This window comes from Pseudoxanthobacter sp. (assembly GCF_036822375.1).
GTDB lineage: Bacteria > Pseudomonadota > Alphaproteobacteria > Rhizobiales > Segnochrobactraceae > Pseudoxanthobacter.
In genome coordinates, this window is sequence record NZ_DAISHT010000112.1 from 1 (window position 1) to 11,297 (window position 11,297).

Sequence of the window (11,297 nt, forward strand, 5' to 3'; positions counted from 1 at the left end):
CGGCCTCGTTGTGGCCGTAGTCGAGGATGACGCGGAAGCCGTGCTCGTCATAGACGTTCATGCGGCCCGGCGACTGGAAGAACGAGTTGTCGAACGTCCGCAGACCGTTGCGGATCTGGTCCAGCGTCTTGCCCAGCGCATAGGCCATGGCGGCGGCGAACATGGCGTTCTCCACGTTGTGGATCGCCTTGCCCTCGATGGTGGCCGGGATGAGGTGGGTCCAGATCAGCGGGATCTGCGTGCCGTTGTCGTAAATGACGATCTGATCGCCGTTGAGGCCCTGCTCCAGCACGAAGGCGCGCTTGCCGAGGCGGATGTGCTCGCGCACCAGCGTGTGCTCGGGGTTGCGCGTGACGTAGAGGATGTTCCTGGCCTGCGTGTAGGCCGCCATCTTCAGGGTGTATTCGTTGTCGGCGTTGAGCACGGCGGTGTCACGGGCCACCTCCACCACCACCCGCTTGACGTCGGCCAGATCGTCGAGGGTGTCGACGCCGCCAAGGCCGAGGTGATCGGAGGTGACGTTCAGCACCGCGCCCACGTCGCAGTACATGTAGCCGAGACCGGAGCGCACGATGCCGCCGCGCGCCGTTTCCAGCACCGCGATATCCACGGTCGGGTCGCGCAGCACCATCTTGGCGGAGACCGGACCGGTCATGTCGCCCTTCACCGTCACGTTGCCGTCGATATAGACGGCGTCGGTGGAGGTCTGGCCGACGACATGGCCCGCCATCTTCAGGATGTGGGCGAGCATGCGGGCGCAGGTGGTCTTGCCGTTGGTGCCGGTCAGCGCCGCAATCGGAATGCGGCTCTGGCTGCCGGCCGGGAACAGCATCTCCATCACCGCCCCGCCGACGTCGCGCGGCTTGCCCTCGGAAGGCGAAATGTGCATGCGCAGGCCGGGACCGGCGTTGATCTCGCAGATGGCGCCGCCGGTCTCGCGGTAGCTCTGGGTGATGTCGGTGGTCAGGAAATCGACCGCCCCCAGATCGAGGCCGATGGCCTTGATGGCCCGCTCGGCCATCAGCTTGTTGTCGGGGTGGATGACATCGGTCACGTCGATGGCCGTGCCGCCGGTGGAGATGTTGGCGGTCTTGCGCAGATAGACCGCCTCGCCGGCCGGCGGAACCGTCTCCACCGTGTAGCCCTTCTCGCCGAGAAGGCGCAGCGCCTGCTCGTCGATCTCCAGCTTCGTCAGCACGTTTTCGTGACCGGAGCCGCGCCGCGGATCCTGATTGACAATATCCACAAGCGCAGAAACGGTGTGCTCGCCATCGCCCACAACGTGGCCGGGAACGCGCCGGGCCGCGGCCGCCAGCTTGCCGTCGATGACGAGCAGGCGATGGTCGTCGCCGAAGATCATGCTCTCCACCACCACGGCCGAGCCTTCCTCGTCGGCAACCGCGAAGGCGACTTCCACTTCCTCGTCGGAATTGACGTTCACCGTCACGCCGCGGCCATGGTTACCGTCGAGCGGCTTGACCACCACCGGAAAGCCGATGCGGCGGGCGGCCGACACCGCCTCGTCGACATCGTAGACGAGGCGCTGCTGGGGCACCGGCAGGCCCAGATCCTGCAGGATCTTGTTGCAGACGTTCTTGTCGGAGGCGATCTCGACGGCGATGTGCGAGGTCTTGGAGGTCAGCGCCGCCTCGATGCGCTGCTGGTACCGGCCCTGCCCGACCTGAATGAGGCTCGCCTCGTTGAGGCGGAACCACGGAATGTCCCGCGCCTCGGCCGCGCGCACCAGCTCCAGCGCTGAAGGCCCGAGCGACCGGCGCTGGGCGAAGCGCACGAAGCGGGCAATTTCGCCATCGAAATCATAAGGCTCGTCGTCGGCCTCGCGCGGCGCGATCAGCTCGATCAGGATGTCGCAGGCGAGATCGCCGGCCTCCAGACCGATCTCGTCGGATTCGTAGCCGTAGAGCACCTCGACATCGTCGCTGTCGGGCACCGGAATGGCGCGGGCATAGGCGGTCGGCTCGCCGGCAAGGCGCTGCAGGTTCAGCGCCACATGGGCGATCAACTCGCCAAGGCCGCAATCCGCGTCACGGCCGGCGCGCTCGATCCACGGCGTTCCGTCTTCCAGCTTGTCGGCGGCCAGCGTGGGCAGCAGCGCCACCAGCCTGTCGATGAGCCCCGGGCCGTAGCTGGCAACAGAGGCGCCCGACCGGTGCCGGAGATCGACGGTCAGCCGGATGAGCGGCATCCGGGCATAAACATTCGGGCCGACATAGGCGGAGGTGGAGACGATATCCATTCGATTTTCCCCAATACCGGAAAGTGCAGCACAAGGCGCTTTCCGATGTGCCGACAAAAGGACGGCTCAAGCGCGGAAGGTGTTGTTCGTCTCAGGGCTGTGCCGCCCCGTCTGTCCTGATTGGTTGCCGAAAAAACCCGCGTGCGCAAGCCGGAACACGTCGCAGGCGGCGGGCCCGAAACCATGGCGGAACAAGGGAGAAGCCGCGCGCGCCCCCGCGCCGGTCCACAATGCCGCACCATGGGCAATCCGCTGCATCGGCCAATCCGGTGCATCGGGCAATCCGCTGCATCGCCGCCCGCCGGCCCCGCCTGTCGCCGGGGCCGTGTCGCCGGGGCCGTGTTGCCGCAGTGCCCTTCAACGCGCCCGTCCTGCTGCTGTCATTCGCCCCTGCCGGCAAGACTAGACCGGATCAAACCGGCCAAGCAATATGGCTTCCATCCGCCCGCCCGGGCCGGCGCGGGCCGCCACAGATGAGCCCATGATGACGCCTCCCCCCGTTCTTTCCGCCCGCCGCACCGAACTGCCGCTGCCGGCGGTGGCCCCCGGCACCCGCCGCGCCCTGACCGTGCTGCGCTTCGGCACGCCCGGCGCGCGGCCCAAGGCCTATCTGCAGGCGGGCCTGCATGCCGACGAACTGCCGGGCATGCTCACCCTGCGCCATCTCGCCGCGCGCCTTGCCGAGGCGGAGGACCGCGGCGAGATCGCCGGCGAGATCATCGTCGTTCCGGTGGCCAATCCCATCGGCCTCGACCAGCGCATCAACGGCTTCCTGATGGGGCGCTACGATCAGACCACCGCCGGCAACTACAACCGCGACTACCCGGACCTCGCCGCGCTGATCGGCGACAGCCTCGCCGGCCGGCTCGGCACCGATGCCGCGGCCAACGTGGCCACCATCCGTGCCGCGATGGCCGAGGCCCTTGCCGGGCCGGAGCCGCTTTCCGAGGTGGACGCGCTGCGTCACCGGCTGGTGTCGCTCGCCTTCGACGCCGACATCGTTCTCGATCTGCATGCCGACAACGAGGCGGAGCTGCACGTCTACACCGGCACGCCGCTGTGGCCGGATGCACTTGATCTGGCAAGCGAACTCGATGCCCGCGCGGTCCTGCTGGCGGAAATTTCCGGCGGAAATCCGTTCGACGAAGCCTGCAGCGGGCCGTGGTGGGCGCTGGCGAAGCGCCATCCGGAAGCCGTGGTGCCGCCGGCCTGCCTGGCCGCCACCATCGAACTGCGCTCCAACGACGCCGTCGACGACCGGCTGGCCGACGACGATGCCCGCGCCATCTACCGTTTTCTGGAGCGGCGCGGGGTGCTTTCCACCGGCGGCAGCGGCGTGTTGCCGCGGCTTCGCTGCGAGGCGACGCCGCTCGATGCCATGCAGCAGCTGAAAGCGACCTCGGCGGGCGTCGTCTCCTACCGCCGCCACCTCGGCGAATTCGTCTATCTGGGCGAGATCGTGGCCGATGTCATCGACCCGCTCGGCGACAGCGTACCCGTGGCGGCCACCACCGACGGCATTCTGTTCGCCCGCCACAGCCAGACGTGGGCCTGGCCGGGCAAGGTGATCGGCAAGATCGCCGGCGCCGTGCCGCTGCCGGAGCGCCGCGGCCGCCTGCTGACGGACTGACAGGCGCCGGCCCCGCAGACGCCGCAGGCGGCCGCGGAGGGCCGGAAGGGGCGATAGCGGGGCAATGACGGGGAGAAGCGCCGCTCGGCGCCCGGCCGTTCGTTCGGCGACAAATGATTCTGCCGGCGGTGGCTCGCAAAGCCTTCATGACAGGTTTATGTCAGGCGCGCGCACCCGGTGGCCGGCCCGGTTGCGCCCTTGTTGCCCGCCTGCGTCGCGCCGGCCGTGCCGGATCGCGCTGGCGGTGTCCATCCGGCTGTCCGCGCGTTGGGGGGAGGCCCGCTTCATGCGCTATCTCGCCGGCTATGCCAGCGACCGCAGCGGTGCCGACGCCCTTGCGCTGGCGCGGATGCTGACGACCGGCAGCGCCGTGGACCTGACGGTCTGCGTGGTGGTGCCCGAGCCGCCGCGCTTTCCCGCCCCCGCGCGGGTGCGCGACGGCTACACGACCTTTCTGCAGACCCGTGCCGGCCACACGCTGACGAGGGCCGCCGGCATCGTCGGCCCGGAGGTTGCCGCCACCTACACCACCCGCCCGGCCGTCTCGGCCGCGGAGGGGCTGATGGCGGCGGCGGACGAGACAGCCGCCGGGCTCGTCGTGCTGGGTTCGGCGCGCTCCGGCCCGGTGCTGCGCTGTTCGTTCGGGTCCGTCGCCGCCGCCGTAGTCGCCCGCGCCAGAAGGCCGGTGGCGCTGGCGCCGCGCGGCTTCCGCGCCGTGGCCGGCGAGCGGCTCGGCCGCGTCACCTGCGCCTTCACAGAGGCCGGCGGCCGGCACACGAGCTTCGCCACCGCAGCCGACATGGCCCGCCGGCACAAGGTGCCGCTGCGGCTGGTGACCTTTGCCGTGCCCGACCGGCAGATGTATCCCGTCCCCGCCGGCAGCCCGGCGCCGGGCCTGATGGCGGATGCCCTGCGCCGGCGGGCGGAGGAGGCGCAGGCCCGCGCCCTTGCCAGCCTGCCGGCCGACATGAAGGCGAGCGCCGTCATCGTCGACGGCAGCGACTGGAAAAAGGCGCTGACCGCCACGCCATGGGAGCCGGACGAGGTGCTCGTGGTGGGCGCCCGCCGCACCGGGGGCGTGGCGGGCTGGCTGTTCGGCTCGGCCTTCACCCGCATCATGCGCTTCGCCATGGTGCCGGTCATCGTCGCGCCATAGGGCCGCCGGCCCGGCCGGGACCGCTTCCGGCCGCCGGGCCGCACCCCGGCGGCCCGGTTTCAGACGGCCGGGCTCGCCGGCAGCAGGGCTTGCCGGAGACCAGACTTGCCGGCTGCCGGACTTGCGGACAGCCGGACTTGCGGACAGCCGGACTTGCGGACAGCCGGGCAGCCGTCTGTTCCGCCCGTCAGTCGGTCAGCACCACATCCTCGCCGTCGTCGACCACGTCGTCCGGCACCGCCGCCTCCAGATCCTCGCCCTCCCAGCGGGCCACAACCGCCGTGGCGATGCCGTTGCCGACCACGTTGGTGGCCGAACGGCCCATGTCGAGAAACTGGTCGACGCCCAGCACCAGCAGCAGGCCGGCGGTCGGCAGGTCCCACATCTGCAGCGTCGCCGCCACCACCACCAGCGAGGCGCGCGGCACGCCGGCCATGCCCTTCGACGTGATCATCAGCACCAGCAGCATGACGATCTGCTGCCCGATCGGAATGTCGATGCCATAGGCCTGCGCGATGAACAGCGTCGCGAAGGTGGCATACATCATCGAGCCGTCGAGATTGAACGAGTAGCCGAGCGGCAGCACGAACGAGACCACCTTCTCGCTCACCGGCAGGCGCATCATCTGGCGGATCATGACGGGATAGGCCGCCTCCGACGACGCGGTGGTGAACGCCAGCACGAACGGCGCCCGCAGCAGCGCCACCAGCCGGCGGATGGTGCGGCCCAGCAGCAGGAAGCCGACGAACACCATGACCAGCCACAGAATGCCGAGACTGAAATAGAAGCTCAGCACATAGCGCCCGTAGGTGATGAGGATGCCCGGGCCGTGCTCGGTAATGGTGGCGGCCATGGCCGCGAACACCGCGATGGGCGCAAGGCCCATCACATAGCCGGTGATCTTGAGCACCACGTGGGAGGCCTCTTCGACCAGCTCCACCAGCTTGCGGGCGCGCGGGCCGCAGTGCGCCGCGGCGAGGCCGAAGAAGATCGAGAACACCACGATCTGCAGGATCTCGTTCTCCGCCATCGCGCCGACCGCGCTCTGCGGCACCATGTGGTTGATGAAATCGCCGAGGTTGAAAGCCGCCGTCTTGACCCCGCTTTCGGCGTTCACCGCCGGCAGCGGCAGGCCCAGATTGGCGCCCGGCTGCAGCAGGTTGACCATGATCATGCCGATCGCCAGCGATACCAGCGAGGCGGAGATGAACCACAGCATCGCCTTGCCGCCGACGCGGCCGATGGTTTTCATGTCGCCCATGTGCGCCACGCCGGTGACGAGCGTGGTGAACACCAGCGGGCCGATGATCATCTTGATGAGGCGCAGGAAGATCGTCGTGATCAGCGAAATGTGATCGGCGATGCCCGCCGCGGTCTCCGGATCGGGCCACAGGGTGTGGTTGGCATACCCCACCAATATGCCGAGAATCATGCCGATGACGATGAAGGTTGTCAGCCGGTGCTTGCCCATTGTTCCCACTCGTTGCCGGACTTTGCCGGTCTTCTGACTGCGCGGCGCCCGCGGCCGTTGCCGGCCCGCGCCCGGCTTCCGTCGCCCCCGGGGAAGCCGCCGCCGCAACGGCCCGCAGGCACGCCTGCAAGGCCCGCCACCGGGCGTGGCAGCAGGTTGGCACCGTGTCAAAAATGTGTCGAGGCCGAGAACGACGCAGGCCACCCCGCCGGGCGGACGGCACCGCCGGCCGGCCGGGAAACCGGGCGGCGCCCCCTATCGAAAATCCGACTGGCCGGGTTATGATCAGTGCTGTTTCCACTGCCTTGCCACCGGGGCCGCCATGCTCGATCTGGACCTTCTGCGCAGTTTCGTTTCGGTCGTGGATGCCGGCGGCTTCACCCGCGCGGGCGAGCGGGTGAACCGCACGCAGTCGACCGTGAGCCAGCAGATACGCCGCCTCGAAGCCGACCTCGGCCACACCCTGCTGACCCGGGACGGCCGCGGCGTGGCGCTGACGGCGGAGGGCGAGCGCTTTATGGGCTATGCGCGCCGGCTGCTGGCGCTGGCGGGCGAGGCCCGCGCATCGCTGGCCGGCACGCCGCCGCCGCCGGTGGTGCGCCTCGGCATTCCCGACGATTTCGCCATCCGTTCGCTCACCGGCACCGTCGCCGCCTTCGCCCGCGAGCGGCCCGACTGCCGCCTTTCGGTGCGCTGCGGACTTTCGGTGGTGCTGGAGGCCGCGCTGGCGCGCGGCGAACTCGACGTGGCGCTCGTCAAGCGCCGGCCGGACGAGGGAACCGCGCTGGCGGTGTGGCCGGAGGTGCTGACATGGATCGGCGGTCCTGAGGACGACGGTTGCGGAACCGGCGCACCGGCGCACGCCGCGCCGCTGCCGCTCATCGCCTTTCCGCCCGGCTGCCTCTATCGCGACCGCATGATCCGCGCGCTGGAGGCCGCCGGCCGCGACTGGCGTATCGCCTATGAAAGCCCCAGCCTGATCGGCCTGCAGGCCGCCCTCTCCGGCGGCCTCGGCATCACCCTGCTCGACGAACGCACGATGCTGGCCGATCATCGCCGCCTCGGCCCGGAAAGCGGCCTGCCGCCGGTGGAACCCGCCGTGCTGGCGCTGATCGCCGCACCCGACCTCAGCGCGGAGGCCCGCGCGATGGCCGATGTGGTCGCCCGTTTCTGCGACATCGGCGCAGGCGCCCGCGGCGGCACCCGACCGGCCGCGGCCGCCGTGCCCGCCGGCGTGCTGCACATGCGGCCGTGACATCGCGCCGCGAAGCCACTATGCCTCGGCAGCGGCGGGCGCAGCGTTGCCCGCCGTGACATCCGCCTTAATCCACCGCCGTTTTTTGCAGGTTTTCCATGTCGATCACGCGTCTTGAGCCCGGCCGCCGCATGAGCCAGGCCGTCATCCACAACAACACCGTCTATCTCGCCGGTCAGGTGGCCGACGATGCCGCCGCCGGCAAGAGCGTGACCGAACAGACGAAGTCGGTGCTCGCCGCCATCGACACCCTGCTGGCCGCCGCCGGCACCGACAAGACGAAGATCATCGCCGCCACCATCTATCTGGCCGACATCGCCACCTTCGCCGAGATGAACGCGGTGTGGGACGGCTGGGTTGCCGAAGGCAATGCCCCGGCCCGCGCCACCGTGGAAGCGAAGCTCGCCGCCCCTGCCTACACCGTGGAAATCGTGGTGGTGGCCGCGGTCTGAGCGCCGCCGGCGGGGACAACCGGCCCCGCGCCGGCCCCTGCCCCCTCGCAAGCGCCGGCGGGACGTGCGATAAAGCCTCCCGCCGGCAGCGCCCGGACAGGCGCCGGCACAATGCGGACGTGGCGAAACCGGTAGACGCAGCAGACTTTGAAACAAAGTCCGGAGTGCCCGCGGGGAAACCCGCGGTGCAGAACCACTCAAACTCGGGGAAACCTCTGCGCCGCAGGGCTGCGTGGCAATCCCGAGCCAAGCCCGGCCCCGGCCGGGAAGGTGTAGAGACTAGACGGGTGGCGCCTAACGGCCCCGCGCAAGCCGCGCCGGGTGCCCATGGCGAAGGGATAGTCCAGACCACGAACGCCCCCGGCCCCGGCCGGCCGGGCGGCGGCGGAAGCCGAAGTGGTACGAAAATCTGCTTCCCGAAAGGGAGTGCGGGTTCGAGCCCCGCCGTCCGCACCAGAGGTCTCTCAAAGCCCGCATTCTCGCAAAGCCCGCGCGGGGAAGCCCTGTCGGGCAAACGCGCTGAAGGCTCACCGCACGAGGCGGTCGCGCAGGGCGGTCCAGAACGGGCGATGGGGGCTGAGCGAGGCTCTGATCTCGGCGATTTCGGTGCGCATGGCCTCGATCTGCGCCGCCTGCCCGACGATGATGTCGATCATCCGGCCCGTCACATCATCGGCCACGGCGGCGGCATCCGGCAGCGGCGGGCTGTCGGCGGGGTCGTGAATGTCGATCCCGAATTCCTGTTCGATATAGGCGATGACGGCCTCATAGTCCGCCAGCACGTCCGGCAGATCGGAATAGTCGAAGATGTACTTCACCTTTTCCGACAGGCTTTCCGGCGCGCGGGCCGGCAGGTGCCGGGTCACGGCGGCATCGAAGACCTCCGGCAGCACGGCATCCGGGCAGCGATTGTTGTAGAAGGCGCGCAGCAGCGTTTCGGCGGCCGAAGGCCGGGCCTGATGGCGGGCCGCGACCGGGCGCAGCTCCACGCCGAGCAGGCGGGAAAAGCTCGCCACGATATCCTCGCGCGGGTCGAACTTGTGCACCTCCACCCGCGCGCCGAAGGCGCGGTGCCAGTCGCGCACGATCGCATATTGCGCCATCAGGGAGCGGGCCATTTCGCCGAACGGCCGGATCGCGCCGGGATCGGCCTTATGGACGAGGCCCCACTGCGTATAGGCCGACGGCAGCCATTGCGCCGGGGCGCGGACGAAAATGACGATCCGGCTCTCCGTCTGCGCGCAGACCGTCTCGAAGAACGGGCGAACCACCGGCAGGGACGGATAATATTGCTCGTTCGACAGCAGAAACGTGCCCGCCCCGGTCTCCGCCTGCAGCGCGCCCAGCCGGTCCAGAAAGCGGTGCGCCGCCGAGATCATCTCCCCCCGCGGCAGCGCAAGAAACCGCTGGAAGCCGGCAAACTGATCGAACTGCGGGTCGATCCGCTCCATCCACTGGCCGAGATAGTGCATTCCGCGGGCGGCGAGAATGTCTTCGTTTTCCGGCAGCGCCGCCTGCAGGCTTGTGGTGCCTGTTTTCCCCATGCCGATATGGAAAATAACGTTCATGTCGCAGACCATCCCCGGAACGCACGAAGCATAAAAGGCCGCCGCATCGTTTCTCTGCGAAACGGCGGTGCCGGGCGGCAAGATCGGCCCCCGCACGGCGGCAGGTCGCAGACAATGCGCGCAAGGGCTGTTGCCGGCCCCGTCGCGGGCGACAACAGCCGCTTCTGCGACTTATTTTCTGTTCTTTCAGAGCTAAATGGCTGGCAACCGCACCGTCAATCCGCTTCCCGGTCGCACAGTCCCGGTCACTGGGTTCCGGTCGCTGGGTTCCGGTCGCACGGCGCGCCGGCAGGCCGGGCGGGCCCGCCCTGCCCCGCGAAAACCACCTGCGCGCCGAAATCACTTGCCCCCCGAAATCACTTGCCCCCCGAAATCATCTGCCCCGCCGAAATCACATGGCTGGTCTTCCGGCTTCGCGCTGGTTCCGGATGGTGCATCGCACTACAAAGGATATGCCCTCTTTGGGCGTTTCCTCCCAGACTTCAGACCGCGCGCTCGTTCGCTGCGGTCTTTTTTTTGCCCGAATTCCGGGGCGGGCGACCTTTACTCTCAAAAGACACCCACCCCGCCAGCGCACTTTCAACGGCCGCGCGGCGCCACCGCTGGCGCCTGCCAATGTTGCGTTGCACAATGTGCATAGCAGATGGCCGTAATCAGCGCGCGTTTTTCATGCTGCGGCGCGGTACAAAGGTCTCGCCCTCTTTTGGGCGTTTCCTCCCAGACTTCAGACCGCGCGCTCGTTCGCTGCGGTCTTTTTTTTGCCCGCACCGATCCCGGCTGCCCGGCCCCGCTGCCGGCCCCGCAGACCGTGCGCCCCTGCCCGCCTGACGGCCGGCAAGGCACCGTCGCTGCCACACCGGAACCGAATCTCCTGCGGCGGCAGCGGCGCGCCACGCCGCAGACTTCTGCGCCGACAGCGACCCCGCAGGCCGGGCAGCACACGTCCAGATGGATGGGTTCGGCCCGCACCGTCCCCCGATCTCAGCCAAAAGGCGTATATGCCTGCGGCGATGTTACGCGCGGCAGCCATGCGGCCTCGTCCCCTCTTGCGCCGCAATGCGCCTTCACTATCTCTTGCATCGCGGCCCTCCTATTTGATCGTGGTCAAACGGATGGGAGGGGCGAGCCAGCCCGGCACGCGGTTTTTGCCCGGCCGGCGCGGCAGTGGCCCCACTGTCGCGCGGCGGAAAGAACCGGTGCTGCCTGTTTCGGGAACCGGCAGACCGGCCGCCGCGCGCGGCAACCGGATGCCCGCACCGGCAACGGATGGCTGGCAGGGCCGCAGCGGAATGGCAGCGTTTGCGCGATGGTTGGTCGCGTTTTACGGACTGCCGGGTTCGGCTAGGTTTTAGGTGAGTCGAGAGGCGTGACGAGGCGCCTCTCTCTGGAGACCGGAGGATCGCGGCATGGTCGCCCGCATCTACAAGCCGACGCGCACCGCCATGCAATCGGGCCGCGCCCGCACGCATCGCTGGGTGCTGGATTTCGAGCCGTCCGAGCCGCGGACC

General features: G+C 69.1%; 8 protein-coding genes. 5 read left to right on the plus strand and 3 right to left on the minus strand.

Annotated elements, in window-relative coordinates:
• A partial coding sequence (gene cphA, locus V7067_RS11305) for a cyanophycin synthetase (RefSeq protein WP_334176008.1) occupies window positions 1-2,257 on the minus strand: 2,257 nt, incomplete at its 3' end.
• Between the two features lie 481 nt (window positions 2,258-2,738).
• Here cphA and V7067_RS11310 point away from each other — a divergent pair.
• Both V7067_RS11310 and V7067_RS11315 read left to right on the plus strand, forming a co-directional pair.
• Window positions 2,739-3,887 (plus strand): succinylglutamate desuccinylase/aspartoacylase family protein, encoded by a 1,149-nt coding sequence (locus V7067_RS11310; protein WP_334176009.1) that lies wholly within the window; start codon window positions 2,739-2,741, stop codon window positions 3,885-3,887.
• Window positions 3,888-4,173: 286 nt separating this feature from the next.
• The gene (locus tag V7067_RS11315; protein WP_334176010.1) at window positions 4,174-5,043 is read left to right on the plus strand and encodes a universal stress protein; all 870 of its coding nucleotides are present in this window, start codon (window positions 4,174-4,176) and stop codon (window positions 5,041-5,043) included.
• A 187-nt stretch (window positions 5,044-5,230) separates the two neighbouring features.
• On the opposite strand, the gene V7067_RS11320 is transcribed toward V7067_RS11315, so the two are convergent.
• A complete protein-coding gene (locus V7067_RS11320) occupies window positions 5,231-6,514 on the minus strand; it encodes a dicarboxylate/amino acid:cation symporter (protein ID WP_334176011.1) in 1,284 nt (427 codons plus the stop codon).
• Window positions 6,515-6,836: 322 nt separating this feature from the next.
• On the opposite strand from V7067_RS11320, the gene V7067_RS11325 reads away from it, so the two are divergent.
• Both V7067_RS11325 and V7067_RS11330 read left to right on the plus strand, forming a co-directional pair.
• The gene (locus V7067_RS11325; RefSeq protein ID WP_334176012.1) at window positions 6,837-7,769 is read left to right on the plus strand and encodes a LysR substrate-binding domain-containing protein; all 933 of its coding nucleotides are present in this window, start codon (window positions 6,837-6,839) and stop codon (window positions 7,767-7,769) included.
• A 98-nt stretch (window positions 7,770-7,867) separates the two neighbouring features.
• Entirely contained in the window at window positions 7,868-8,221 is a 354-nt protein-coding gene (locus V7067_RS11330) for a RidA family protein (RefSeq protein ID WP_334176013.1), read from the plus strand.
• 527 nt (window positions 8,222-8,748) lie between these two features.
• On the opposite strand, the gene V7067_RS11335 is transcribed toward V7067_RS11330, so the two are convergent.
• Window positions 8,749-9,789 (minus strand): hypothetical protein, encoded by a 1,041-nt coding sequence (locus V7067_RS11335; protein ID WP_334176014.1) that lies wholly within the window; start codon window positions 9,787-9,789, stop codon window positions 8,749-8,751.
• Between the two features lie 1,406 nt (window positions 9,790-11,195).
• Between V7067_RS11335 and V7067_RS11340 the strand changes: the two genes are divergently transcribed.
• Window positions 11,196-11,297: NADH dehydrogenase ubiquinone Fe-S protein 4 (locus tag V7067_RS11340; protein ID WP_334176015.1), on the plus strand; the 102-nt coding region annotated here is incomplete at its 3' end.

What these genes read in the sequence shown, in the direction of transcription:
- V7067_RS11310 (WP_334176009.1), top strand. Translation starts at nt 2,739, where the DNA reads ATGATGACGCCTCCCCCCGTTCTTTCCGCCCGCCGCACCGAACTGCCG.
- V7067_RS11315 (WP_334176010.1), top strand. Translation starts at nt 4,174, where the DNA reads ATGCGCTATCTCGCCGGCTATGCCAGCGACCGCAGCGGTGCCGACGCC.
- V7067_RS11320 (WP_334176011.1), bottom strand. Translation starts at nt 6,514, where the DNA reads ATGGGCAAGCACCGGCTGACAACCTTCATCGTCATCGGCATGATTCTC.
- V7067_RS11325 (WP_334176012.1), top strand. Translation starts at nt 6,837, where the DNA reads ATGCTCGATCTGGACCTTCTGCGCAGTTTCGTTTCGGTCGTGGATGCC.
- V7067_RS11330 (WP_334176013.1), top strand. Translation starts at nt 7,868, where the DNA reads ATGTCGATCACGCGTCTTGAGCCCGGCCGCCGCATGAGCCAGGCCGTC.
- V7067_RS11335 (WP_334176014.1), bottom strand. Translation starts at nt 9,789, where the DNA reads ATGAACGTTATTTTCCATATCGGCATGGGGAAAACAGGCACCACAAGC.